Annotated in this window: 15 protein-coding genes and 10 pseudogenes; 8 read left to right on the top strand and 17 right to left on the bottom strand. The window is 51.8% G+C overall.

Annotation, left to right across the window (positions count from 1 at the left end; translation table 11 throughout):
- Positions 1 to 60: 60 nt before the first annotated feature.
- The gene (locus AACL06_RS05505) at positions 61 to 1377 is read left to right on the top strand and encodes a hemolysin family protein (protein ID WP_339036358.1); all 1317 of its coding nucleotides are present in this window, start codon (positions 61 to 63) and stop codon (positions 1375 to 1377) included.
- Positions 1378 to 1462: 85 nt separating this feature from the next.
- On the opposite strand, the gene AACL06_RS05500 is transcribed toward AACL06_RS05505, so the two are convergent.
- Together AACL06_RS05500 and AACL06_RS05495 are read right to left on the bottom strand one after the other, a co-directional pair.
- The gene (locus AACL06_RS05500; protein ID WP_339036355.1) at positions 1463 to 1669 is read right to left on the bottom strand and encodes a DUF1107 domain-containing protein; all 207 of its coding nucleotides are present in this window, start codon (positions 1667 to 1669) and stop codon (positions 1463 to 1465) included.
- A gap of 139 nt (positions 1670 to 1808) precedes the next feature.
- Positions 1809 to 2087: pseudogene (locus tag AACL06_RS05495) on the bottom strand (IS5/IS1182 family transposase); the annotation flags it as partial.
- Between the two features lie 157 nt (positions 2088 to 2244).
- On the opposite strand from AACL06_RS05495, the pseudogene AACL06_RS05490 reads away from it, so the two are divergent.
- Positions 2245 to 2343: pseudogene (locus AACL06_RS05490) on the top strand (hypothetical protein); the annotation flags it as partial.
- A 26-nt stretch (positions 2344 to 2369) separates the two neighbouring features.
- Here the strand turns inward: AACL06_RS05490 and cysQ are convergent.
- A pseudogene (gene cysQ / locus AACL06_RS05485) lies at positions 2370 to 3101 on the bottom strand (3'(2'),5'-bisphosphate nucleotidase CysQ); the annotation flags it as partial.
- 317 nt (positions 3102 to 3418) lie between these two features.
- Positions 3419 to 4192, bottom strand: coding sequence for a peroxide stress protein YaaA (gene yaaA / locus AACL06_RS05480; protein ID WP_339036352.1), 774 nt, complete (start codon positions 4190 to 4192; stop codon positions 3419 to 3421).
- Positions 4193 to 4473: 281 nt separating this feature from the next.
- Between yaaA and tal the strand changes: the two genes are divergently transcribed.
- Together tal and mog are read left to right on the top strand one after the other, a co-directional pair.
- The gene (gene tal / locus AACL06_RS05475) at positions 4474 to 5427 is read left to right on the top strand and encodes a transaldolase (RefSeq protein ID WP_339036349.1); all 954 of its coding nucleotides are present in this window, start codon (positions 4474 to 4476) and stop codon (positions 5425 to 5427) included.
- 323 nt (positions 5428 to 5750) lie between these two features.
- A pseudogene (gene mog / locus AACL06_RS05470) lies at positions 5751 to 6339 on the top strand (molybdopterin adenylyltransferase).
- 482 nt (positions 6340 to 6821) lie between these two features.
- On the opposite strand, the gene ispH reads toward mog, so the two are convergent.
- The 5 genes from ispH to ribF all read right to left on the bottom strand — a co-directional run bounded on the left by ispH (position 6822) and on the right by ribF (position 12727).
- Entirely contained in the window at positions 6822 to 7796 is a 975-nt protein-coding gene (ispH, locus tag AACL06_RS05465) for a 4-hydroxy-3-methylbut-2-enyl diphosphate reductase (RefSeq protein WP_339036346.1), read from the bottom strand.
- On the bottom strand, positions 7777 to 8247 hold the full coding sequence (gene fkpB, locus AACL06_RS05460; RefSeq protein ID WP_339038304.1) for an FKBP-type peptidyl-prolyl cis-trans isomerase: 471 nt from the start codon (positions 8245 to 8247) through the stop codon (positions 7777 to 7779). Before fkpB ends, ispH begins: the two co-directional genes overlap by 20 nt.
- A 1-nt stretch (position 8248) precedes the next feature.
- Positions 8249 to 8758 carry a signal peptidase II gene (gene lspA, locus AACL06_RS05455; RefSeq protein WP_339036343.1) on the bottom strand — a complete coding sequence of 170 codons (510 nt, stop codon included), beginning with the start codon at positions 8756 to 8758 and terminating at the stop codon, positions 8249 to 8251.
- Between the two features lie 14 nt (positions 8759 to 8772).
- Entirely contained in the window at positions 8773 to 11589 is a 2817-nt protein-coding gene (gene ileS / locus AACL06_RS05450; protein WP_339036340.1) for an isoleucine--tRNA ligase, read from the bottom strand.
- A gap of 205 nt (positions 11590 to 11794) precedes the next feature.
- The gene (gene ribF, locus AACL06_RS05445; RefSeq protein WP_339036337.1) at positions 11795 to 12727 is read right to left on the bottom strand and encodes a bifunctional riboflavin kinase/FAD synthetase; all 933 of its coding nucleotides are present in this window, start codon (positions 12725 to 12727) and stop codon (positions 11795 to 11797) included.
- Between the two features lie 390 nt (positions 12728 to 13117).
- Here ribF and rpsT point away from each other — a divergent pair, with 390 nt between their 5' ends.
- Positions 13118 to 13381 carry a 30S ribosomal protein S20 gene (rpsT, locus tag AACL06_RS05440; RefSeq protein WP_006709603.1) on the top strand — a complete coding sequence of 88 codons (264 nt, stop codon included), beginning with the start codon at positions 13118 to 13120 and terminating at the stop codon, positions 13379 to 13381.
- 3 nt (positions 13382 to 13384) lie between these two features.
- On the opposite strand, the pseudogene AACL06_RS05435 reads toward rpsT, so the two are convergent.
- The 5 genes and pseudogenes from AACL06_RS05435 to AACL06_RS05415 all read right to left on the bottom strand — a co-directional run.
- A pseudogene (locus AACL06_RS05435) lies at positions 13385 to 13766 on the bottom strand (hypothetical protein); the annotation flags it as partial.
- 371 nt (positions 13767 to 14137) lie between these two features.
- Positions 14138 to 15250 (bottom strand): molecular chaperone DnaJ, encoded by a 1113-nt coding sequence (gene dnaJ / locus AACL06_RS05430; RefSeq protein ID WP_339036334.1) that lies wholly within the window; start codon positions 15248 to 15250, stop codon positions 14138 to 14140.
- Positions 15251 to 15345: 95 nt separating this feature from the next.
- Entirely contained in the window at positions 15346 to 17259 is a 1914-nt protein-coding gene (gene dnaK, locus AACL06_RS05425) for a molecular chaperone DnaK (RefSeq protein WP_339036331.1), read from the bottom strand.
- Positions 17260 to 17536: 277 nt separating this feature from the next.
- Positions 17537 to 18423, bottom strand: a pseudogene (locus AACL06_RS05420) (IS5 family transposase).
- Positions 18356 to 18517 (bottom strand): hypothetical protein, encoded by a 162-nt coding sequence (locus AACL06_RS05415; RefSeq protein ID WP_339036329.1) that lies wholly within the window; start codon positions 18515 to 18517, stop codon positions 18356 to 18358. Before AACL06_RS05415 ends, AACL06_RS05420 begins: the two are co-directional and overlap by 68 nt.
- 5 nt (positions 18518 to 18522) lie before the next feature.
- Between AACL06_RS05415 and AACL06_RS05410 the strand changes: the two are divergent.
- Together AACL06_RS05410 and mrcB are read left to right on the top strand one after the other, a co-directional pair.
- Positions 18523 to 18924 (top strand): annotated as a pseudogene (locus AACL06_RS05410) (ATP-dependent helicase C-terminal domain-containing protein); the annotation flags it as partial.
- 165 nt (positions 18925 to 19089) lie between these two features.
- Positions 19090 to 21561, top strand: a pseudogene (gene mrcB, locus AACL06_RS05405) (bifunctional glycosyl transferase/transpeptidase).
- A 279-nt stretch (positions 21562 to 21840) separates the two neighbouring features.
- On the opposite strand, the gene metK reads toward mrcB, so the two are convergent.
- Entirely contained in the window at positions 21841 to 22995 is a 1155-nt protein-coding gene (gene metK / locus AACL06_RS05400) for a methionine adenosyltransferase (protein WP_339036327.1), read from the bottom strand.
- 394 nt (positions 22996 to 23389) lie between these two features.
- On the opposite strand from metK, the pseudogene AACL06_RS05395 reads away from it, so the two are divergent.
- Positions 23390 to 23811: pseudogene (locus AACL06_RS05395) on the top strand (arginine decarboxylase); the annotation flags it as partial.
- Here the strand turns inward: AACL06_RS05395 and AACL06_RS05390 are convergent.
- Positions 23771 to 24742, bottom strand: a pseudogene (locus AACL06_RS05390) (IS5 family transposase). The pseudogenes AACL06_RS05395 and AACL06_RS05390 overlap by 41 nt on opposite strands.
- Positions 24675 to 24836: a hypothetical protein gene (locus AACL06_RS05385; protein ID WP_339036325.1), complete on the bottom strand. Its 162-nt coding sequence runs from the start codon at positions 24834 to 24836 to the stop codon at positions 24675 to 24677. Before AACL06_RS05385 ends, AACL06_RS05390 begins: the two are co-directional and overlap by 68 nt.
- Between the last annotated feature and the right edge of the window lie 247 nt (positions 24837 to 25083).

Here is a 25083-nt window from a genome sequence, read left to right as displayed (position 1 = left end):
ACTAATTTTTACAATGCACACCCCTTCCCCAAAAGCGCTGTAGGTACCTATGGATAGATTATGTTAAACAGTATTTTACTGATCCTTTTACTGATCGCGGCGAGTGCATTTTTCTCACTGTCTGAAATATCTCTGGCTGCATCACGCAAAATCAAACTAAAATTGATGGCTGACGAAGGTAACATCAATGCCAGCAAAGTGCTCAAACTGCAAGAAACCCCAGGCCTTTTCTTCACTGTGGTACAAATCGGCCTGAATGCCGTGGCCATTCTTGGCGGTATTATCGGCGATGCAGCCTTTTCCCCTTACTTTAAACTGATATTAGATCGCTTTCTGTCGCCAGAACTGGCGGAACAAGTCAGCTTTATCTGCTCCTTCGTGCTGGTGACCAGCCTGTTTATTTTGTTAGCAGATTTGACCCCGAAGCGCATCGGTATGATTGCGCCAGAGAGGGTCGCCGTTCGGATCATCAACCCGATGCGTTTCTCGATCATGATTTTTCGGCCACTGGTTTGGTTCTTCAACGGAATGGCCAATCTGATCTTCCGCTTGTTCAAACTGCCTATGGTGCGCAAGGATGACATCACCTCTGACGATATCTATGCGGTGGTGGAAGCTGGCGCATTGGCAGGCGTGCTGCGTAAGCAGGAACATGAACTGATTGAAAACGTCTTTGAGCTAGAATCGCGTACGGTACCTTCTTCAATGACTTCGCGCGAAAGCGTGGTGTACTTCGACCTAAACGAGAGTGAAACAAGCATTATCGAGAAGGTATCTACTCATCCACACTCCAAGTTCCTGGTGTGCGATGGCCATATCGATAAAGTGATCGGCTATGTCGATTCCAAAGATCTGCTGAATCGTGTGCTGGGCAATAAAAGCCTAGTACTGAGCAGCGGTATGCAGATCCGTTCAGCGCTAATCGTGCCAGATACGCTGACGTTGTCAGAAGCATTGGAAAGCTTTAAAACTACCGACGAAGACTTTGCCGTGATCCTCAATGAATATGCGTTGGTTGTCGGCATCATCACGCTCAGCGATGTGATGACCACGCTGATGGGCGATCTGGTTGGTCAGGGCCAGGAAGAGCAGATCGTAGCGCGCGATGAAAATTCATGGTTGATCGAGGGTGGCACGCCGATCGAAGACGTAATGCGTGTGCTGGATATCGATGAGTTCCCACAGGCAGGCAACTACGAGACCATAGGCGGCTTTATTATGTATATGCTGCGCAAGATCCCCAAGCGCACAGACTTCGTCAAATACGCTGGCTACAAGTTTGAAGTGGTGGATATCGTCAGCTACAAGATTGATCAGTTGTTGGTCACACCGCTAAGCGACAAACCGATAGCAACGCTACCAAAGGTAACTGATTAATCCCTACTGGCTTAGCGGCTTCACCGCAGAAACATCAGCGGCCCTAAAGCAGGGCCGCAATTTTTTACCCAGGCTCAGATCCCGATCACCCCATTTCTGATTGCAGCAGTAATACCTGGCGATTGACCTCTGACATCACGCTGAAGTGGCGCTTATCGTGGATTTTTGGCATCAGGATTTTCCCTTTGTCGAATTCAAATTCGCCTATATCCTTAATATACAGCCGACCACGAAATAGAGTCTTAACATATTTCGCCACTTTCAAAGGGTTATAATATTGGAAGATTCTCATTCTTTTACGCTCCTCCCATTCGATCCATACGTTCAGAGAGCCGCCAAGATTTCAACCTTGGTATTCAACAACGCAAGTGAACATAGGCGTTGTTGAATCAATCGGATTTGGAATAAAGAGTCCCGTGAATGGGCATCTTTCAGGCAAGGCGTACACTTTCTGGCATACCGGTGAGCGGCATCTTGTTTAATGCACAGATCATGGCCATCGCCTCTGCAACTTACCCATAATAATCTCGCAGCGACAGGTGACCACCAAATAGCTGTTTTACTCTGTACCTCACTGTTTCCGCTATCGAACGTCGGTGGTAGCCTGTCATACTTTTCCACAGTGTGTTGTCTCCGGTAACGCGCTGGTTCGCCACCGCTTGAGTTTCATCCACCCAGAAAGTGAGTGAACCCCGAGTGATAAGGGCGTTGTTGTAAGCCTTCCAGTTGGTGATGTTGAACTTTTGCTGGGCCACGGAATGTCGCTATTTTGACAGAAGGAGAGTGATCGGATCCTCATCTCGGCCAAAAGTTCGATTTATTCAACAACGCCCCTTCATGAACATATGAAAACAGACTATCGAATGTCGATGGCAACCCGCCGTTGCCTACTGTAGGTATACCAATGACTTCGCACTCATCGTCAAAGGCACCAAGTCACAGGCGGAAGCCATCAGGGAGGAGTGCTGAAGCGTACTCGAGGAGAGCCTGAAACTCAGATTGAACATGGAGAAAACCAAAGATTCACGCGGGGCATAGATCAAAGGTTTACCCTGCCAATCGTGGATTTGCGCCTCAGCGGCGTCGGCCACCACGTGGCCTGCAGCAGTATCCCAGATATTGGTCGGCCCAAAGCGTGGGTAGAGCTGCGCCTTACCTTCCGCCACGAAGCAAAACTTTAGCGATGAACCGAAGGCAATAATCTGATGCTCACCAAGCTGATTCAGATAGTCCTTCAATTCATCATCAATATGCGAGCGGCTCACTACCACCAGCGGCGGCTGGGCATTACTAACAGTAATCAGCTTACGCTGCCCTTTCTCTTCTTTCCAGGTGTTGTTACCTTCCGCCAGATGCAGCACGTCGATCGCCGACGCATACACCACCCTCATCACCGCTTCGCCATGCTCAATCAACGCGATATTAACGGTGAATTCGCCGTTGCGGTGTAGAAACTCCTTAGTGCTTTCCAACGGATCAACGAGCCAGTAACGCGCCCAGTTTTGGCGTTCTTCCCAAGCTGGCGGATCTTCTTCCGACAACAGAGGTACCTCTGGCGTCAACGCTGCTAAGCCGCATTTGATGATGTGATGTGCTGCCAAATCAGCCGGTGTGACCGGTGAATGGTCTTTTTTTTGTTCAATATTAAGCGGTTGTTCACCGTCATATACCGCCATGATCGCCGCCCCCGCCGCGCGGGACAGTTGGCAAATTTGCGCTAGCATCATGCACCTCAGATAAGCAGTTCAATGGGAAATGTTCCTTTGTCTCTGTTAGCTGACTAGTTTTTTTACGCCAAATATCCATCCCAATCAGCTCACCGACGGTAAAATAGTATACAGCGAGAAATTCCTCCACCGGCAAACACAGCATGTCCTGCCGCTAAATTTCTGCCACTGCGCATCGATGGCCGCTTTACATTCAAGGGGCCATGAGGTCATTTTATCTACAGAATATATTTATTACGCAATTTTCTGCTGTCATTACCTGCCTGAAACCCTGCGCCATAAAACGAAAAGCCGTCTTTGCGACGGCTTTTTCATTACTGCTCAGGGCGTTTAAACACCCGTTCGTTGCCCTGCGATGCGCTCTCGTCAAAGGCATAGCCTTCCAAATCGAAGTCTAACAGTTGTTCGTGCTGGGTCAGGCGGTTCTTGATGATAAAGCGGCTCATCAGCCCACGTACCTTCTTGGCATGGAAGCTGATCACCTTGTACTTGCCGTTCTTTTCATCAAGGAACACTGGCTTGATCACTGAGCCGTGTAGCTTGGCTGGCTTCATTGACTTGAAGTATTCGTCAGAGGCGAGATTGACCACTACATTATCCCCCTGCTGTTCCAGCGCCTCATTCAGCTTTTTAGTGATTTGCTCGCCCCAAAAGCTGTACAGATCCTTGCCGTCGGCGTTTTCGAGTTTTATGCCCATCTCGAGCCGGTAGGGCATCATCAGATCGAGCGGACGCAGTACTCCGTACAGGCCGGAAAGCATGCGCAGGTGCTGCTGGGAGAAATCGAAATCGGCTTCGTTGAAGTCTTGCGCCTGTAGGCCGGTATAGACATCGCCCTTGAACGCTAGCAGTGCCTGGCGAGCGTTTTCTGGCGTGAATTTAGGTTGCCAGTCGCTAAAACGTGCGGCGTTCAGCCCGGCCAGCTTGTCGCTGATACCCATCAGGGTAGCGATTTTTGCTGGCGTCAGCGAGCGGCAACTTTTGATAAGCTGCTGTGACGCATCCAGCAGTTCAGGCTGTGTATAGCGGTCTGTTGCCAGTGGGCTTTTATAATCAAGCGTTTTAGCAGGTGAAATAATAACGAGCATGAGCACATCCTGTTTATCCTAGTGTCGATACTGTAGCAAAAAGCGTGGGGAAAAAGACAACAGGCCTGATAAGCACGGTGCCCGTCAAAGTTAGCATGTTGGCTGCGGGTTACTCCAGACGAAAGATATCTGCGTAAACGGTTGCCCGTTCAAAGATAAAACCTGCACCGCCAGGTTGCGTCTTTCCAGCCTTGCTCCGGACTTTACGCATGTTATTATAAGGAAAAGGCATGGTTGAATAATGCCAAAAGTTTACGCATAAACGATGAGATAATGCCAGCATGACCGACAAATTAACTGCCTTGCGCCAATTCACCACAGTAGTTGCGGATACGGGCGATATCGCGGCAATAAAGCTGTATCAACCGCAAGATGCCACTACCAACCCATCGCTGATCCTTAATGCAGCCCAAATTCCTGAATACCGCAAACTGATTGATGAAGCCATCTCCTGGGCGCGCGATCAGAGCAGCGATCGCCAGCAGCAGATCGCCGATGCTGTTGACAAGCTGGCAGTCAACATCGGTTTGGAAATCCTGAAGCTGGTCCCGGGCCGCATCTCAACCGAGGTGGATGCGCGCCTGTCTTACGATACTAAAACCAGTGTCGCCAAGGCAAAACGCCTGATCAAGCTGTACAACGAAGCTGGCGTCAGCAATGACAATATCCTGATCAAATTAGCCTCTACCTGGCAGGGCATCCGCGCAGCAGAGCAACTGGAGAAAGAAGGCATAAACTGTAACCTGACTCTGCTGTTTTCTTTTGCACAGGCGTGTGCCTGTGCCGATGCTGGCGTTTACCTGATCTCGCCGTTCGTCGGCCGTATCCTCGACTGGTACCAAGCGAACGGCGACAAGAAAGAGTTCGTACCGCACGAAGATCCGGGCGTAGTTTCCGTTACCGAGATCTACCAGTATTACAAACAGCACGGTTACAACACCGTGGTGATGGGTGCCAGCTTCCGTAACCTTGGTGAGATCATCGAGCTAGCCGGCTGCGACCGACTGACCATCGCGCCTGCTCTACTGAAAGCACTGGCGGAAAGCGAAGGCACGTTGGAGCGTAAACTGTCCTATACCGGTGAAGTGAGGGCGCGTCCAACCGCGCTAACCGAATCTGAATTTTACTGGCAGCACAACCAGGACCCGATGGCGGTTGAGAAACTGACCGATGGTATCCGCAAGTTCGCCGTAGATCAGGGCAAACTGGAGAAAATGCTTGCCGATCTGCTGTAATTGTTAAGGGGCGAGCAATAAAAAGGTGGCTCCGGCGACCTTTTTAATGCCTGTGGCAATCGGCAAACGTCTTTGCCCCTAAATAATTCGAGTTGTAGGAAGGCCGCACGCAGCAACAAATCGGCAGGGAACCGATTTAAACGGCGCTTGCGCTGGGCCGCGTGCTGAACATCAGGGAAATACCCATTCGCTTACCGGTGTAAGCAAATAGGGTGAGTGAGGAAAACTCACGTACAGGCAACTTGAAGGAAGTATGAAGGGTACAGACCCTCAGCATCATCAACTGGGCGTGAAGCGCCCCACCCGACGGGTCGATATTACCCATGAATATTTTACGTATTGGTTTGGTTTTCGTTTCTGACCGCACTTGCGGCGGCGTTTACCAGGATAAAGGCATTCCGGCGTTGGAAGCGGGGTTGAGCGTTGCACTGGCGATGCCGTTCAAGCTGGAAACTCGCTTGATCCCCGATGAACAGCGGCGTATTGAACAAATGCTCTGCGAACTGGTAGATCAGCTGGGTTGCCATCTGATGCTAACCACCGGCGGCACCGGCCCGGCACCCCGTGATGTGACCCACTATGCTACCCTTGGCGGTCGCCGATCGCCTGATGCCCTGCTTTGGCGAGCAAATGCGCCAAATCAGCCTGCATTATGTGCCAACAGCAATTCTTTCACGTCAGGTAGGTGCGATCCGCCAGCAGGCGTAGATTATTAATCTACCTGGGCAACCGAAAGCGATCAAGCAAACGTTGGAAGGAGTGAAGGATGAGCAGGGTAATACGCGAGTGCACGGTATCTTTGCCAGCGTGCCTTATGGCATCCAACTGCTCGAAGGATCTTATGTGGAAACGCGTGGTGCGGTGGTGGTCGCATTTCGTCCTAAGAACGCGTATCGCGAGATAACCCTCTAAATTTAAGCGATCAGTGAATGCTGCACGCGGCGGTTATTCTTAGAGCCTACACCTGCAGGGATAGGCTCTAATCTTGCCAACTGCAAGCACCGTTAATTCGGTCTCGTTGGTCTATTGCAAAGATCGCTTTATGCCAGCCAGCGCTGGCCATCTAACGTGTCAATGCCCCATTGAATTGGCTATGTGCACTTACGCGGATATTATCATTGCCCTTGCTGGCAAAAATCCTCGTTTGCTGTTTTACGCTGTGGTAGGTGCTGTGCATGTGGTCGCGGCTCAGGGGGAGACTGATGTCCAAGGTCACATTTCCGCGTTTGCGAAGATAAGTTTGAAAGAAAAGTAGGGGGTAGCCTGGCCAGCAGCGACTTTTGCATCCACGGTCTGGCTGGAACTGTTTTCCCTGGTGTTGGTTAAATTGGCCACCTGACAGGCGTTGTTGAATAAATCTGATTTGGAATAAAGAGTCCCATGCATGGGACTCTTTATTCCAAATCAGATTTATTCAACAACGCCTGCCTGATATCCACACGCAGCTCTTTAGGGACTTCAAACACGATGTTTTCTTCACGGCCGCTGATTTCATGCACCTCCTTACAGCCCAGCGCTTTCAGGCGGCTGATCACCTCCTGCACCAGCACGTCAGGTGCAGAAGCGCCAGCGGTGACGCCGATGTTGCGAACCTGGCTCAGCCAGGCTTCCTGAATATCCGACGCAGAGTCGATCAGATAGGTAGGTTTGCCGACGCGTTGGGCCAGTTCTGCCAGACGGTTGGAGTTGGAGGAGTTCTTTGATCCCACCACCAACACCGCATCCGCATCATCAGCCAGATTACGCACGGCTTCCTGGCGGTTAGTAGTAGCGTAACAGATATCATCCTTACGCGGCCCGATGATGCTGGGGAAACGCTGACGTAAAGCGTCGATCACGTCTGAGGTATCGTCCACCGAGAGCGTGGTCTGGGTCATGAAGCACAAATTATTTTCATCTTTCACCTGCAACTGCCATACATCTTTCGGCGATTCCACCAGGTAAATGCCGCCTTGCAGGTTGCTGTACTGGCCCATGGTGCCTTCCACTTCTGGATGACCGGCATGGCCAATCAGGATGGCCTCGGTACCACGGCGGCTGGCGCGTGCCACCTCCATATGCACCTTGGTCACCAGCGGGCAGGTGGCGTCAAATACAATGGTCAAATCACGCGCCTTGGCTTCGGCGCGCACCGCCTGAGATACCCCGTGTGCTGAGAAGATCAGAATCGACCGGTCCGGCACTTCGGATATCTCTTCAATAAACACCGCGCCGCGCTCGCGCAGGCTGTGGACCACATAGCGGTTGTGTACCACTTCATGCCGCACATAGATTGGCGCGCCGTAAAGCTCCAAAGCACGCTCAACGATACTGATCGCACGATCGACACCGGCGCAGAAGCCACGTGGATTAGCCAGCAATATTTGCATGCGTCGCCTCCTGCTGTGGGTCAATCGCCAGCACTTCGATATCGAAGGTCACCGGGTGGCCTGCCAATCGATGGTTGAAATCAACAGTGATCGAATCTTCCACCACTGCACGTACCACGCCCGGCATTTCACTACCATCAATAGCGGTAAACAGCATGATGGTGCCTACCTCCGGCACGCCGATTTCCGCAAAGTCGCGGGGTGAAAAGAACTGGATCAGATCAGGGTTCTCTACGCCGAAGGCCGCTTGCGGCGGTAAGGTAAAAGTGTATGTGTCACCTACATGCAAACCGAGCAGTTGCTCTTCTAGCGGTGCCGACAGGCTGCCGTCACCCAGGCGGAACAGCGCCGGTTTGCCGCTGCTGCGGGTAGAATCGGCGATCGCGCCATCCTCCAGTTTCAGCGTAAAGTGGACCAGAACTGCACTGCCAGCGATAACCTGAACCGCCATATTACTCACCTTTTTTATTTGCGCGTTGGTTCGCTGGCGACAGGAAACCTTCCAACACGATCATCGCCGCCCCCACGCAGATAAAGCTATCCGCTAGGTTGAAAGTTGGGTAATGCCAGCTGCCGATATAAAAATCGATAAAGTCGACTACAAAACCGTCCCATAGGCGATCGAACATGTTGCCGAGCGCGCCACCGATGATGAAAGCATAGGCGATATTGTTTAGCTTCTGCTGCGCGCTGCTGCGGTACATCATCACCAGCAGTACCGCCACGATAGCGATGGCGATACCAGTAAAGAACCAGCGCTGCCAGCCACCATGATCGGCCAGGAAACTGAACGCAGCACCGTAGTTACGGGCATAGAACAAATTGAACCATGGCATCAACGGTTCGGACTGGCCCAGCACCAAGTAGCTGAGCACCCACTGCTTGCTAACGAAATCCAGCACCAGTACTACCAATACCACCCACAGCCAGCGTAAGCCATTCGAACAGATTAATTTACTCATGAGGTATTGGATGCTCAGGCATAGTTACGCTTTTCGCCGTCGCCGGATACGTTGGTCACACAGCGGCCGCAGATGTCTGTGTGTGCCGCCACCAAGCCGATATCGGTGGTGTAATGCCAGCAACGCGGGCACTTTTTACCTTCAGCGGTGGTAACGGCAATTTTTAGCCCCTTCAGCAATTCGGTAGCCTGAGCATCCACTGGTGCATCTGCCAACGGTGCAACATGCGCGGCAGAAGTCAGCAGCACAAAGCGCAGTTCGTCTTGTAGGCTATTCAGCCGCTCTGCCAGTTCGCTGTCGGCGTACAGGGTCACCGCCGCCTCCAGCGGGCTGCCGAGGCGTTTGTCGGCGCGCGCCTGCTCCAGAAGCTTGTTCACTTCGCCGCGCACCTTAAGCAGCTCAGCCCAGAAAGCATCGTTCATATTTTCTCCTTCCGCCAGAGCGAATAGGCCGCTGTACCACTCTTCAGTAAATACGTACTGCGCGCGTTTGCCTGGCAGGAAGCCCCAAATTTCATCGGCGGTGAACGACATGATCGGTGCCATCCAGCGCACCAGTGCTTCCGCAATGTGGAATAGCGCGGTCTGGCAGCTACGACGGGCGATGCTGTCACGCTTGGCGGTGTACTGACGATCTTTGATGATATCCAAATAGAAGGATCCCATTTCAACCGAGCAGAACTGCATCAGACGTTGCACTACTTCGTGGAAATCGTAATTGGCGTAAGCCTGTTCGATATCCTGCTGCGCTGCCAGCGCACGGCCAATCGCCCAGCGATCCAGTACCACCATCTCTTCCGGTGCCACGCAGTCGATACTGGGTTCGAACCCGTTCAAGTTGGCCAGCAGGAAACGCGCGGTGTTGCGGATACGGCGGTAAGAATCGGCTGCACGCTTGAGGATCTCATCGGATACCGCGATTTCGCCGGTGTAATCGGTAGACGCCACCCACAAACGCAGGATATCGCCGCCCAGTTTATTCATAACCTCTTTCGGGCTGACGGTGTTACCGATCGATTTGGACATCTTGCGCCCCTGACCATCAACGGTAAAGCCGTGAGTCAGCACCTCCCTGTAAGGGGCTTTGCCTTTCATTGCGGTGGAAATCATCAGCGATGACATAAACCAGCCGCGATGTTGGTCAGATCCTTCCAAGTAAATATCGGCGCTGTGGCCGTGAAACTCAGGGCGCACGTCTACCACCGAAGCATGAGTCGAGCCGGAGTCGAACCAGACGTCCAAGGTATCCGGCACTTTCTGGTAATCAGCAGCGTCGGCACCGAGGATATCGGCTGCGTCCAAATCCCACCACGCCTGAATACCGCTCTGCTCTATACGCTTGGCCACTTCTTCCATCAGTTCTACGCTACGCGGGTGCAACTGCTCGGTGTCTTTATGCACCCACAATGACATCGGCACTCCCCAGGTGCGCTGACGAGAGATGCACCAGTCCGGGCGGTTGGCCAACATGGTTTCGATGCGCGCCTTTCCCCAGTCTGGGATCCAACGCACGCCTTTGATCTCTTCTAGCGACTGCTGACGCAGCCCCTTTTGATCCATGCTGATAAACCATTGTTGCGTGGTGCGGAAGATGAGCGGCGTTTTATGGCGCCAGCAGCAGGGGTAGCTGTGCACAATGTTTTCCCCATGCAGCAGCGCGCCTTTCTCACACAGCAGATCGACGATCAGCTCATTAACCTTGAACACGAACTTACCGTCCAGCAGCGGGTGAGTGCCTGTCAGGTAGCAACCCTTCGGCCCCACCGGGTTGGCGATCTCCAGGCCATATTTCTGGCTGATAACGAAGTCGTCCGGGCCATGACCACCGGCGGTATGCACCGCACCAGTACCCGCATCTAGCGTCACATGCTCACCAGGGATCGCTGGCACGTCGAAGCTCATAAACGGATGCTGGAAACGCAGCAACGTCAAATCGGCACCTTTGCAGCTACCAAGCAGCGTCCATTCGGTGATGTCAGCGCGTTTCATCACGCTTTCCACCAGTTCGGCCACCAGGATCAGGCACTGACCATCGACTTGCACCAGTTGGTAGCTAAAATCAGGGTGCAGCGAAATAGCGCGGTTAGCGGGCAGCGTCCATGGGGTGGTGGTCCAGATCACCAGCGAGATGGAACCGCTGAAGTTGCTTACGCCGAACTTTGCCGCGACCGTAGCAGCATCAACCGCGTGAAACACCACATCGATCGATGGAGAGGTTTTGTCGTAATATTCTACTTCCGCTTCCGCCAGGGAGGAGCCGCAATCGGTACACCAATGCACCGGCTTGGCACCTTTCAACAAGTGGCCATTGCTGATGATCTTGCCCAGCGCGCGGATAATGTTGGCTTCGGTTTTGAAGTCCATGGTCAAGTACGGGCGTTCCCAGTCGCCAAGCACGCCCAGGCGGATGAAGTCCTTCTTCTGGCCTTCAACCTGTTCAGCGGCGTATTCACGGCATTTTTGGCGGAACTCGGCCGCGCTCAGCTTTTCGCCCGGCTTGCCGCACAACTGCTCAACCGTCAATTCAATCGGCAGGCCATGGCAGTCCCAGCCTGGAATATAGGGTGAATCGAAACCAGCCAACCCTTTCGACTTGATGATAATGTCTTTGAGAATTTTGTTAACCGAGTGACCAATATGAATACTGCCATTCGCATACGGCGGGCCATCATGCAACATAAAGATTTTTTTGCCATTTTTAGCAGTACGGATCATCCCGTACAGATCCTGTTCATACCAACATTGCAGCATGCCAGGCTCACGCTTGGCTAGATCGCCGCGCATTGGGAACCCTGTTTCCGGCAAGTTCAGGGTATTCTTGTAGTCACTCATGAGATTCTTATTTCCGCTTTTGGCTATTTACCGATGATATTTCAAGTTACATCTTTCTTTGTTAGTTGGTTGCCTGACTATTCGGCCCATCATGTGGGCCTCATTCATTACGGAGCTACTGCAAGCAGCGTGCAAATCTGCTTTAGGCAGATTTCTCACCCAGATCGCTTACTTAATGCCCGTTCACTAGGGTAAACGATTAAACTCATTTTTTTACCCCAAAGAACTTCCGGGCTGTCACCACATCATCGGCGATTTGCTGCTTAAGCGCATCGAGCGAAGCAAAACGCTGTTCGTTGCGCATTTTCATACGGAGTACCACGTCAATATGACGGCCATAAAGATCCATTGTGACATCGAGCAGATGTACTTCTAGCTGCTGGCACACACCATCAAGGGTCGGCCGCGTGCCGATATTGGCCACGCCGGGGAGCGGATCAGGCCCCAGGCCGTAAACCTCCACCGCATAAACTCCTTTCACGGGTGCCACAAGACGTTTTAGCGGCAGATTGGCGGTAGGAAAGCCAATGGTGCGCCCCAGTTCATCGCCGTACACCACTCGGCCAAAAATGCTGTACGGGTGACCCAGCAAATTTTCTGCCAGCGGTAGGGCATCGTCATCCAAGGCATGGCGAATGGCGGTGCTGCTGATGCGTTGCCCACCTTCATGGAAGGTCGATGTGCTGACCACCTCGAAGCCGTATTCTTTCCCAGCCTGCTGCAATAGCATAAAATCGCCCTGGCGGCCTGCGCCAAAACGAAAATCATCCCCGACTATCATTAATTTAACGCCCAGCTTCTCCACCAGCAATTCAGCGATGAACGCCTGTGCGGTGTTGGCGGCGAAACGTGGATCAAACTTGACACACAGCAGGTAGTCTACCCCCGCTTGCACCAGGTATTTCGCCTTATCACGCAAACGAGTAAGGCGAGCTGGTGCCTGATCCGTTGCAAACATTTCCAGCGGCTGCGGCTCAAAGATTATCACCATGACCGGCAACCCAAGACGTTGTCCCTCTTGCTTCAGTTGCTCCAGCACTGCCTGATGGCCTCGGTGTATGCCGTCAAAATTACCGATGGTGAGCACGCAACCATGGTGGCGCGCCTGAATATTGTGGATGCCGCGAATTAGCTGCATAGCTGGCTCAAAACAATGGAAATCGGCAAATTATACCTTAGTACAGTCGGTAAGGTTAACCCGCGATTAGTGCCTTTATGTAATAGGCATACCATACAGGGGATCATCGTTGGGTGAAACGACTTAGCCGCAAATTATCCTTCGTCTTAAAGCCAATAAGCGCCCCCAAGCAGCAGTTGGCGCTCATCGCAGCAAATCCTCGGCGAATTTTCGCGGAAAGACTGTATTTCCATGCCTTAAGCTGTTAAAATCTTATGCCATCACAGCGTAGAAAGTGCCGCCCGTACAAGCGGTGCTTATTTGCACAAATACATTGACAAACGAAGGTTAAAAGGGCATACTGCTCGTCCTTTGAATTGTCCTCAGTAGAATATATTTGGGAGTTAGACCCTGGCTAATATCAAATCAGCTAAGAAACGCGCCATACAGTCTGAAAAACGCCGCAAGCACAATGCTAGCCGTCGCTCAATGGTGCGTACCTTTATCAAGAAGGTAGACGCGGCTATCGCAGCAGGCGACAAAGAAGCAGCACAAAACGCATTCTCCGTAATGCAACCACTTGTGGATCGTCAGGCAGCTAAAGGACTGTTCCACAAAAACAAAGCAGCGCGTCATAAGTCAAACTTGACTGCACGTATCAACGCAATGCAGTAAGCGTTAGGTTGTTTGCTTGATAAAAAAACCGGCCTGAACCGGTTTTTTTATGCCCCAATTATCCCCTTCTAGCAAAAAATACCGCCGAAAATTCTTTGTGCACAACCGCCACACCGCAGGGTGCAGGATCATGCGCTCAGCAAAGATGATGTAATATTCTTCCTGCTCATTTTTCCTGCTCCACCACACGGTCTTCGTTATTGGTATCCTGCACATACAACGTCGGGGCAACGAAGATTGGCATTGGATACATACTGAACGCCTTCATCAGAGCAGCATCGTCGAACTCGCCCAGGATCTATACCTGAGTACCCTGGGCGTTGAACCAGTTGAGCTCATAACGCTTACCGGGGATCAACAGCTTGCCATCCAGGCGTTCTTCCAACACATTAATCCTAGAATCCTACCCTACAATCTTACCAGTAATCAGAAATAGTACTTTAGCAGCACAGACCCCGCCTTGTAGACCTGCCAGAAGTAATAAAGGTGATTAAAATTGATATGCGACATGCTCACGTGCAGTTCTCCATAACGTTTCGCTTCCACAAATGTCCTTTTCCTGTTTCAGACAATGTTCAACACTATTTGTCCCAATGCGCAACAGCCAGAACCGTTGTTATTGTGTTCTCCTATAACGGGATATATCCGCAAACCAATCAACTCACCACGGAAGTTACACATCTTATGCAGATAACAACAAATAAAAACATCAGGTATAAGACTGGGATTGAATCACTCACCATTAAAAACAGTGAATTAGCGAGTCAGGTCGTCAAAGAAGTTTTTCACCCCATCGAAGAAGCTCTTAGAACGCGGGCTGTTATTATCGCCAGAAGGGCCACCGAGACTGGCTTCCAGTTCCTTCACTAGCTGTTTCTGTTTGTCATTTAAATTAACCGGGGTTTCCACTACCACGCGACATAGTAGATCGCCTTGGCTACCGCCACGCACTGACTTGATGCCCTTACCGCGCATGCGGAACAACTTGGCGGTCTGGGTTTCTGCGGGTATCTTCAGGTTCACCCGGCCATCCAGCGTCGGCACTTCAATCTCACCGCCCAGCGCCGCCATAGCAAAGCTGATTGGCACTTCGCAGTATAGGTTGTTGCCTTCACGCTCGAAGATCGGGTGAACCTGAACCTGAACCTGAACGTACAGATCGCCCGCTGAAGCGTCATGTTCGCCCGCTTCTCCCTCACCTGCCAGACGAATACGATCGCCAGTATCCACACCTGCCGGGATTTTCACCGATAACGTCTTGGATTTTTCTACCCGGCCATGACTCTGGCACTTGTTGCAGGGATCGTTGATGATCTGCCCACGGCCATGGCAGTGCGGACATGCCTGCTGTACACTGAAGAAACCTTGGCGCATCTGCACCTGCCCCTGACCGTGACAGGTAGGACAGGTGATCGGCGAACTACCTGGCTTGGCACCACTACCGTGGCACGCGTCACACTCCACCAGCACCGGAATGCGGATCTCTTTGGTAACGCCACGCACCGTCTCCTCAAGGGAAAGCTCCATGTTATAGCGCAGATCTGAACCACGGGTGGCACGTTGCCGACGGCTCCCGCCGAAGATATCGCCAAAGACGTCGCCAAAGATATCGCTAAAGTCTGCACCGCTCCCCCCCATATGGCCTTGTTCAAAGGCCGCGTGCCCGTACTGATCGTAAGCCGCACGCTTTCGACTATCAGTCAGCACTTCATAAGCTTCCTTGCTCTGCTTAAATAAGGTCTTAGCGCCTTCTTCCTGGTTACGGTCAGGATGATATTTCATCGCCTGGCGTTTATACGCTTTTTTTATCTCACGCTCATCTGCCGTCTTGCTGACACCAAGAATCTCGTAATAGTCTTTCTTAGACATTCTTTTCCTTACCCTGAACATGCATGCACGGGCGTAGAGTTACCTCGACGCCCGTGCTGGTTTCCAGTAACGGCTTCGCCGCCGTTACTGCCCGCTTAAGGGCGATTATTTTTGTCTTTAACTTCTTCGAACTCAGCGTCTACGACATCGTCGTCCTTCTGTGCCGCATTGTCAGCACCAGCGTCAGCGCCTTGCTGAGGCTGGGCCATTTCCAACAACTTGCCAGAAACCTGCACCAATGCTTGGGTTTTAGCTTCCATCTCAGCTTTATCTTCGCCTTTCAACGCTGCTTCCAAGTCTTGTAGCGCCGTTTCAATAGCCATTTTGTCTTCCGCCGACAGTTTGTCGCCTGCTTCTTCCAACTGCTTACGGGTGCCGTGGATCAAGTGATCCGCCTGGTTACGGGTCTGTACTAGTGCTTCGAACTTGCGGTCAGACTCAGCGTTAAGATCAGCATCACGTACCATTTTCTGAATTTCATCTTCGTTCAGACCCGAAGAGGCCTTGATGGTGATCTTCTGCTCACGACCGGTGTTCTTGTCTTTGGCAGATACATGCAGAATACCATCAGCATCAATATCGAAAGTCACTTCGATCTGCGCCATACCGCGCGGTGCCGCCTGAATGCCATCCAAGTTGAATTGCCCCAGAGATTTGTTATCGCTGGCGCGTTTACGTTCACCCTGTAGCACATGGATGGTTACCGCAGACTGGTTGTCTTCAGCAGTCGAGAACACCTGGCTGTGCTTGGCCGGGATAGTGGTGTTTTTGGTAATCAGCGGAGTCATCACGCTGCCCATAGTTTCAATACCCAACGACAGCGGAGTAACATCCAGTAGTAATACGTCCTTCACATCACCCGCCAATACGCCAGCCTGCACCGCAGCGCCCACAGCGACCGCTTCGTCTGGGTTAACGTCTTTACGCGGTTCTTTACCGAAGAAGTCAGCGACTTTCTTCTGCACCATAGGCATACGAGTCTGACCCCCTACCAGGATCACATCTTGAATGTCGGAGACCGACAGACCCGCATCTTTCAGCGCCACTTTCAGTGGTTCGATGGAACGTGCAACCAAATCTTCAGCCAATGACTCAAGTTTTGCGCGGGTCACTTTGATGTTCACGTGTTTTGGCCCGGTCGCATCTGCGGTAATATATGGCAGGTTAACATCGGTTTGCTGAGTGGAAGACAGCTCAATTTTCGCTTTTTCTGCGGCTTCTTTCAGACGCTGCATCGCCAACGGGTCATTACGCAGATCGATTCCTTGTTCTTTCTTGAACTCTTCCACTAAATAATTGATCAGGCGGCTGTCGAAGTCTTCACCACCCAAATGGGTGTCGCCGTTGGTCGCTAGAACTTCAAAGGTTTTTTCACCATCAACATCGTCGATTTCGATGATGGAGATATCGAAAGTACCACCGCCCAAGTCATAAACCGCAATGGTACGGTTGCCGACTTCTTTATCCAAACCGTAGGCCAGGGCTGCGGCGGTCGGTTCATTGATGATACGTTTTACTTCCAAGCCCGCGATACGGCCAGCATCTTTGGTCGCCTGACGCTGTGCATCGTTGAAGTAAGCAGGTACAGTGATTACCGCTTCAGTTACCGGTTCACCCAGGTAATCTTCAGCCGTTTTCTTCATTTTCTTCAGTACTTCAGCGGAAATCTGTGGCGGTGCCATTATCTGGTCTTTCACTTCTAGCCAAGCGTCGCCGTTGTCAGCTTCTATGATTTTGTATGGCATGATGCCTTTATCGCGCTGCGCTTCTTCGTCCTGGAAGCGACGGCCAATCAGGCGCTTAATCGCAAATAGAGTATTTTTGGGGTTAGTAACAGCCTGACGCTTAGCTGGTTGACCAACCAAAGTCTCACCATCTTGGGTATAGGCGATAATAGAAGGCGTGGTGCGGTCACCCTCTGCGTTTTCCAGCACGCGCGCCTTGGCACCATCCATAATTGCTACACAAGAGTTGGTTGTACCTAAGTCGATACCAATGATTTTGCCCATCTAAACGTCTCCACTTAATAATTAATAATCGATCAGGTTGCTAATCTAGCAAGCAGGCAGTCTTTTACTTTTCAACTGCCCTATATTTCAGTTTTACCTGCGGTTAGCAACTGCAGTTGAAAATAAGATGGGGCCATCCAACTCAGCATCAAGGGGCAAAGCGAAAAAATTCTTTTTTAATCGTCATCCAGATCATGGTTTTCCCACATCCGCATGCTTTTGCGGCTTTGTTGAATAAATCGGATCTGGAATAAATAGTCCCGTGAATGGGCAGCTTTCAGGCAAGGAGTACACTTTCTGGCATACCGGCGAGCGGCATCTTGTTTAATGCACAGATCATGGCCAGCGCCTCTGCAACTTGCCCATCATAATCTCGCAGCGACAGGTGACCACCAAATAGCTGTTTTACTCTGTACTTCGCTGTTGCCGCTATCGAACGTCGGTGGTAGCCTGTGATACTTTTTCACCGTGTGTTGTCTCCGGTAAGGCGCTGGTTCGCCACCGCTTGATTTCGCTCTGCATAGTCTGCCGACCAATAACGGGCTCCGCTGCTGGGCGGTATTAACGCCTTAACTCATCATGACTCACTCGCGTATCCTAAGCCCGATCCGCCGAGGCGACTTTGATTTTACGGTACCTCTGGCGGATGAGACCTGGGAAGGCTTCAGTATCGGTGACATTGCTCAAGGAAAGGTCAGCACAGATGACCTCATGTGTTTCTGTATCTACGGCCAAATGCAGTTTTCGCCAGATCCGCCGTTTTTCCTGACCGTGTTTTTTTACCATCCACTCCCCTTCACCCAACACGTTGATCCCGGTAGAGTCGATAACGAGGTGCGCAATTTCACCCGGCGTTGGGGTTTTAAACGGGACATGGCCGGACTTCGCCCGCTTACTGATGCAGGTGTCGTCCGGGCAGTTCAACAGCACTTTAATCAGTGTGACAATGGAGTCGACGAAGCCCTGGAGGGCGCGAAGTGTCAGGCCGAAAATCCGTTTCAGCATCAATACGCTGGTGATTGCCATATCGGAATAATGTGGTGTGCGACCACGCAGAGAAGGTTTTGCCTCGCAGTACCAGGCGTGAAGTGCCGTTTCATCCCCCCAGCAAGTGAGTGCACCCCGAGTGATAAGGGCGTTGTTGTAAGCCTTCCAGTTGGTGATGTTGAACTTTTGCTGGGCCACGGAATGTCGCTATGTTGACAGAAGGAGAGTGATCGGATCCTCGTCCCGGCCAAAAGTTCGATTTATTCAACAACGCCTGGGTTACAGCAAGTCAATATCACTGAGGCGTTGAGCCGCTTGCTGGACTGGCAACAAAAACAGCGGCTGGATAATGCGTTACTCACTCATGACACCGTGCCTACGGGCAGCCGCCTGCCGATCCGTTATCACGTCGGTAAACCGCCCGTGCTGTCAGTGCGTTTACAGGAAGTGTTCGGTGAAAAGCGCAGCCCAATGTTGGCGGAGGTGCGCATCCCCGTGGTGCTTGAGTTACTCTAACCGGCGTACCGCCCGCTACAGGTCACCGGCGATCTGGCGGCATTCTGGAAGGGTGCTTACCGCGAGGTGCAAAAAGAGATGAAGGGACGCTATCCAAAGCATGTATGGCCAGACGATCCGGCTAATGCTGCCCCTACACGGCGGACGAAAAAGTATCAGTGAATATACGATACTTGAAGCTGCATTTGTGATGGCTGCGGGTTCTTTTGCCCCTCTGATACAATAAGAGTATAGAATCCAGATATTTCTTCTGTTTAGCGACCTGCTGGCAGCGCAGATTAAGCGACTTACTAATAGTACTGCTGTTACGCTCGGAGAATAACAATAATGGCTGGGGATAACCGCGAGCCTATCCGGCGCAAAGAAAAACAACCCAAACGCACCGCGGCGCGCAAACCGCCGTGCCGTCTCTGAGACGATTATGATAATCAAGATCTGCATGACGATGATGTGGGTAAACAGGAAGAGGTACCGATGCCACGTAAGGTGAAGGCAATGCCACCGCATAAAAAACGCCGATGGCTTGGCCTGATGATCAAATTGCTACTGGTTATTGCCGCGCTTCTGGCGGTCTATGGCATTTATCTGGATTCTCAGATCCGCAGCCGCATCGATGGCAAGGTCTGGCAGTTGCCAGCAGCGGTCTATGGTCGCATGGTCAACTTGGAACCGGGCATGTCGTACAGCAAAAGGGAAATGATCGATCTGCTTGAAGGCATGCAGTATCGTCAGGTCAGCCGCATCACTCGCTCTGGCGAGTTTACCGTTCAGGCCAGCACCATCCACATGCTGCGACGCACGTTTGACTTCCCTGATGGTAAAGAAGGGCAGATCCACGCTCGTCTGGATTTCCAAAACAATCATCTGGCGAAGATCGAAAATATGGAAAATCAACGTAGCCTCGGCTTTTTCCGTCTCGATCCGCGTCTGATTACCATGCTCCAGTCACCGAACGGCGAACAGCGGTTGTTCGTGTCGCGCACTGGCTTCCCTGATTTGCTGGTGGACACGTTGATCGCCACCGAAGATCGCCATTTCTATGAACATGACGGCCTCAGCCCTTACTCCATCGGCCGTGCGGTACTGGCTAACTTGACCGCTGGCCGCGCGGTGCAGGGCGGGAGTACCCTGACGCAGCAGCTGGTGAAAAACCTGTTTCTGAGCAACGAACGCTCGCTGTGGCGCAAAGCTAACGAAGCCTATATGGCGTTGTTGATGGATTACCGTTACAGCAAAGATCGTATTCTTGAACTGTACCTAAACGAGGTGTACCTCGGCCAGAGCGGCAGCGATCAGATCCATGGTTTCCCACTGGCTAGCCTGTATTACTTTGGCCGCCTGGTGGATGAACTGAGTCTCGATCAGCAAGCGTTGCTGGTGGGTATGGTTAAGGGTGCGTCGTATTACAACCCGTGGCGCCATCCAGATCTGGCGTTAGAACGTCGCAACCTGGTGCTAAAGCTATTGCAAAGCCAAGGCGTTATCGACGCTGAGCTGTATAACATGCTGAGTGCGCGTCCACTGGGCGTACAGCCGAAAGGCGGGGTGATCACACCGCAGCCCGCATTTATGTACATGGTGCGGCATGAGTTGCAGGCTAAGCTGGGCCACAAGGTTAACAATTTGTCCGGCGTGAAAATCTTCACCACCCTGGATCCGATGTTGCAAGATGCGGCGGAAAAAGCGGTCGAAGGCGGTATCCTGGCGCTGCGTGCTGCGCGCCATATGCAGGATCTGGAAGCGGCGATGGTGATTGTCGATCGCTTTAGCGGCGAAGTTCGTGCCATGGTGGGGGGGGCCAATCCACAGTTTGTTGGTTTTAACCGGGCGGTACAGGCGCGCCGTCTGGTCGGTTCGCTGGCGAAACCGCCCACATACCTGGCCGCGCTTTCCGAGCCGGACAAGTACCGCCTCAATACCTGGCTGGCGGATACGCCATTGTCGCTGAAACAGCCGAATGGTGCCATCTGGCAACCGAACAACTACGACCGTAAATTTCGCGGCCAAGTGATGCTGGTTGATGCGCTTGCCAACTCGCTGAACGTGCCAACGGTCAACCTTGGCCTGTCGGTGGGGTTGGCACAAATCAGTGACACGTTGCAGCGTTTGGGTGTCCCCAAAGCTGAGATCAACCCAGTACCTTCCATGCTGCTGGGGGCGATAGGTCTGACGCCGATGGAAGTGGCGCAGGAGTATCAGACTATCGCCAGCGGCGGCAAACGTGCGCCACTGTCTGCGGTGCGTTCTGTGATCGCTGAGGAGGGGGTACTGTATCAGAGCTTCCCTCAGGCGGAACGCATGGTACCGGCACAGGCGGCTTACCTGACGTTATACGCCATGCAGCAGGGTGTGATCCGCGGAACCTCCCGTTCGCTGTCGGTGAAGTTCCCGAACTACAACCTGGCGGCAAAAACCGGCACCACTAATGACCTACGCGACAGTTGGTTTGTCGGCATCGATGGCAAAGAAGTGGCGATCGCCTGGGTGGGGCGTGACAACAACGGTCCGGCCAAATTGACAGGTGCCAACGGTGCGCTGACCTTGTACTGCCGTTATCTGGAGAACCAAATGCCGCTGCCGTTGATGTTACAGCCGCCTGAGGGCATCAACCCAATGGCGATCGACGCGTCAGGAAACTTCATCTGTGGCGGCGGCAACGGGCGCACCCTGCCGGTATGGACTGACAACCCACAGGGTTTGTGCCAGTCCAGCCAGATGGCTGTTCAGCAGCAGGCCAAGAGCGAGCAAAAAGATAGTGATGGGGTTGCAGGCTGGATGAAAGACATGTTCGGCCAATGATGCAAAGAGGGGGATGTTTCGTGATACAGCTCTATCTAATACATTAAAATAAAGCATAATAAAAAGGAGTCTTATGACAAATTTCCCTTTAGTTGCTGATCTTCCTCTACCCTATTTCTGGCTGACAGCATGGTGGCAACCCCCTTTTCCATTTCCCGTTGGTATTGATCCCGCCGTCAATAAATCTGATGGTCAGATTTCAGGGCCATGTCAAACGTCCACTCGATAAAAATAAATACGGCGAGCCTAGATTCGCCGTATTCACATCAATGTCCGGGCTTATTTGAGGCCAGCGGCATCGCGCAGCAGTGCTGATTTGTCTGTTGCTTCCCAAGGGAAGTGCTCGCGGCCAAAGTGGCCATAGGCGGCGGTTTCGCTGTAGATCGGTTGCAGCAGATCCATCATCTTAATCAGGCCATATGGACGTAGGTCGAAGAACTCGCGTACCAGCAGGGTAAGTTGCTCAGTAGAAATTTTCTCGCTACCGAAAGTTTCTACCATGATGGAAGTGGGTTCCGCCACGCCGATAGCGTAGGAAATCTGGATCTCACAGCGGTCAGCCAGACCAGCGGCGACGATGTTTTTCGCCACGTAGCGTGCGGCGTAAGCGGCAGAACGGTCAACCTTGGACGGATCTTTACCGGAGAATGCCCCGCCACCGTGGCGAGCCATACCGCCATAGGTGTCGACAATGATCTTACGGCCAGTCAGGCCACAGTCGCCCATGGGGCCACCGATAACAAAACGGCCAGTTGGGTTGATGTGATATTGGGTACTCGCGCTCAGCCATTCTGTCGGCAGCACCCATTTGATGATATCTTCCATCACCGCTTCTTGCAGATCTTTCAAAGCGACATCTTCGGCATGCTGGGTGGAGAGAACGACAGCGTCAATGCCGACGATCTTTACATCGTCGTATTTAAATGTTACCTGGCTCTTAGCATCTGGGCGCAGCCACGGCAGGGTGCCGTTTTTACGCACTTCGGACTGACGCTGCACTAGACGGTGCGCGTAAGTGATCGGTGCTGGCATCAACACCTCGGTTTCGTTGGTGGCATAGCCAAACATCAGGCCCTGATCGCCAGCACCCTGTTCCAATGGATCGATACGGTCAACACCTTGGTTGATGTCTGGGGACTGTTTGCCTATGGTACTCAGTACGGCACAAGAATTGGCGTCAAAACCCATATCCGAGTGAACATAGCCAATCTCACGCACGGTTTTACGGGTGATCTCTTCGATATCGACCCAGGCACTGGTGGTAATTTCACCACCGACCAATACCATGCCGGTTTTGACGTAGGATTCACAGGCAACGCGTGCTTTCGGATCTTGCGTCAGGATTGCATCGAGAACGGCATCGGAAATTTGGTCAGCGATTTTGTCAGGATGGCCTTCGGAGACAGATTCTGACGTGAATAAGTGTTTAGCCATTGTATCCTTTACCTTGCATAAAACGGGTTAGAAATTACTGCACAGCCTTGGCATTTTGGCATCAAATAAAGTGCCTTCCATTGATGGTGTGAGATGTATCCTGCAACGCCCTTCAGGCAAAGTCGTTAAGCAGTTTATCAGTTATAGATGGATTAACCTCTGGACGTCCATTTTAGGGCGGGGTTTAGCCGGATTACCAGTCATTTTTTTCTGTTTTTTAGTAGAGAAGTTACCAGTGCTATTTTAATCTTCTTAAACAGATACCAGTGAATTTTTATTTCACTTTTTCCGGTGACTATTAGTATATAATGCGCACAGCGCATTGACTGTAGCGGAACGATGTCAAGGATGAAGTTTTAAACTGGATATAACAGCGATGCGCAGTTATATTCTGCTGGCACCCACAGTTGACGCTGTCACTCCATCGAATGCTCACACTCTATCTTTGTACGCAGTGCAGGAGGTTGTCATGAATGTTCGTAATGCCAGTAAGATGCTGAGCACTTATAACGTTGCCCAATGGGGTAATAGTTACTATGACGTTAATGAAAAATGAACAAGGCCACATCAGCGTATTTCCGAACCCCGATTTTCCGCAGGCGCGGCGTCAATCTGGCGGAACTGGTGAAAGAGTGTCAGAAAAAAGGTCAGCGTCTCCCCGCATTGTTTTGTTTCCCGCAGATCCTGAAACATCGGCTACGCTCGATTAACGCTGCTTTCAAGCGCGCGCGTGACACCTTCAGCTATAAGGACGACTATATTCTGGTATACCCGATTAAGGTGAACCAGCATAGCCGAGTGATTGAGTCGGCATTGTTGAATAAATCGGATTTGGAATAAAGAGTCCCGTGAATGGGCATCTTTCTGGCATACCGGCGAGCGTCATCTTGTTTAGTGCACAGATCATGGCCAGCGCCTCTGCAACTTGCCCATCATAATCTCGCAGCGACAGGTGACTACCAAATAGCTGTTTTACTCTGTACCTCGCTGTTGCCGCTATCGAACGTCGGTGGTAGCCTGTGATACTTTTCCACCGTGTGTTGTCTCCGGTAAGGCGCTGGTTCGCCACCGCTTGATTTCGCTCTGCATAGTCTGCCGACCAATCACTGGCTCCTCTGCTGGGCGGTATTAACGCCTTGAGCTTCTTGCCCCTTAACTCATCATCACACACTCGCGTATCCTAAGCCCGATCCGCCGAGGCGACTTTGATGTTACTGTACCTCTGGCGGATAAGACCTGGGAAAGCTTCGGTATCGGTGACATTGCTCAAGGAAAGGTCAGCACAGATGACCTCATGTGTTTCTATATCTACGGCCAAATGTAATTTTCGCCAGATAAGCCGTTTTTCCTGACCGTGTTTTTTTGCTATCCACTCCCCTTCACCCAACACATTGAGCCCGCTAGAGTCGATAACGAGGTGCGCAATTTCACCTGGCGTTGCGGTTTTAAACGGGACATGGCCGGACTTCGCCCGCTTACTGATGCAGGTGTCGTCCGGGCAATTCAACGGCACTTTGATCAGTGTGACACTGGAGTCGATGAAGCCCTGGAGGGCGCGAAGTGTCAGGCCGAAAATCCGTTTCAGCATCAATACGCTGGTGATTGCCATATCGGAATAATGTGGTGGGCGACCACGCAGAGAAGGTTTTGCCTCGCAGTACCAGGCGTGAAGTGCCGTTTCATCCACGGAGAAAGTGAGTGAACCCCGAGTGATAAGGGCGTTGTTGTAAGCCTTCCAGTTGGTGATGTTGAACTTTTGCTGGGCCACGGCATGTCGCTATTTTGACAGAAGGAGAGTGATCTGATCCGCGTGCCGGCCAAATGTTCGATTTATTCAACAATGCCAGAATGAGCGCCAATTAATCTGAGCTATTTTATTTGTCAACTACCTGCGACAATGATGTCTAATTGAGATGTGCTATTTATCAGCCTTTTTCTGGCCGAACGTAGGTCGGCGCTTACCACTGGCGACAATTAGGAAGTATGTTAGATTTTGTACCCTAAATAATTCGAGTTTCCGGAAGGCGGCAATGCAGCGACAAATCGGTCGGGAACTGATTTGGACACCGCTTGCTCTGGGCCACAGGC

The sequence above is a fragment of the Serratia symbiotica (Periphyllus acericola) genome (assembly GCF_964019515.1).
Lineage (GTDB): Bacteria > Pseudomonadota > Gammaproteobacteria > Enterobacterales > Enterobacteriaceae > Serratia > Serratia symbiotica_D.
The sequence above is the reverse complement of the archived record's forward strand: the minus strand, read 5'-3'. Positions and strand labels throughout refer to the sequence as shown.

Excerpts from the sequence above, each read along its gene's own strand:
- AACL06_RS05505 (WP_339036358.1), top strand. The coding sequence starts at position 61 with ATGTTAAACAGTATTTTACTGATCCTTTTACTGATCGCGGCGAGTGCA.
- AACL06_RS05500 (WP_339036355.1), bottom strand. The coding sequence starts at position 1,669 with ATGAGAATCTTCCAATATTATAACCCTTTGAAAGTGGCGAAATATGTT.
- yaaA (WP_339036352.1), bottom strand. The coding sequence starts at position 4,192 with ATGCTCGTTATTATTTCACCTGCTAAAACGCTTGATTATAAAAGCCCA.
- tal (WP_339036349.1), top strand. The coding sequence starts at position 4,474 with ATGACCGACAAATTAACTGCCTTGCGCCAATTCACCACAGTAGTTGCG.
- ispH (WP_339036346.1), bottom strand. The coding sequence starts at position 7,796 with ATGCAAATATTGCTGGCTAATCCACGTGGCTTCTGCGCCGGTGTCGAT.
- fkpB (WP_339038304.1), bottom strand. The coding sequence starts at position 8,247 with ATGGCGGTTCAGGTTATCGCTGGCAGTGCAGTTCTGGTCCACTTTACG.
- lspA (WP_339036343.1), bottom strand. The coding sequence starts at position 8,758 with ATGAGTAAATTAATCTGTTCGAATGGCTTACGCTGGCTGTGGGTGGTA.
- ileS (WP_339036340.1), bottom strand. The coding sequence starts at position 11,589 with ATGAGTGACTACAAGAATACCCTGAACTTGCCGGAAACAGGGTTCCCA.
- ribF (WP_339036337.1), bottom strand. The coding sequence starts at position 12,727 with ATGCAGCTAATTCGCGGCATCCACAATATTCAGGCGCGCCACCATGGT.
- dnaJ (WP_339036334.1), bottom strand. The coding sequence starts at position 15,250 with ATGTCTAAGAAAGACTATTACGAGATTCTTGGTGTCAGCAAGACGGCA.
- dnaK (WP_339036331.1), bottom strand. The coding sequence starts at position 17,259 with ATGGGCAAAATCATTGGTATCGACTTAGGTACAACCAACTCTTGTGTA.
- metK (WP_339036327.1), bottom strand. The coding sequence starts at position 22,995 with ATGGCTAAACACTTATTCACGTCAGAATCTGTCTCCGAAGGCCATCCT.